The 231-nt window shown below is 68.0% G+C and carries 1 protein-coding gene; it reads right to left on the bottom strand.

The genetic code is table 11. The features are described from left to right. A partial coding sequence (locus SB717_RS39930; RefSeq protein ID WP_410908907.1) for a hypothetical protein occupies nucleotides 1-231 on the bottom strand: 231 nt, incomplete at both ends.

The raw sequence follows: 231 nt of genomic DNA on the forward strand, positions 1-231 counted from the left end.
CGGCCGCGTTCCGTCCGGAGGCATCCACGGTGAGCTTCTGCAGCACCGGGAGGAGAGTGTCCTTCGACCGGTCCGGCGACCAGTGGAGGCCGGCGAGCGACGCGGGGGAGAGACCCGCTTTCTTCAGGAGGTCGGCGTTGTAGAAGAGCCCGATGCCGGGGTCCGCCAGCTGCGGCACTCCCCACAGCGAGCCCTTCAGCGTGTACTGCTTCACGATGTTCGGCTGCCACT

The sequence above is a fragment of the Priestia sp. SIMBA_032 genome (genome assembly GCF_046535215.1).
Lineage (GTDB): Bacteria > Bacillota > Bacilli > Bacillales > Bacillaceae_H > Priestia > Priestia aryabhattai.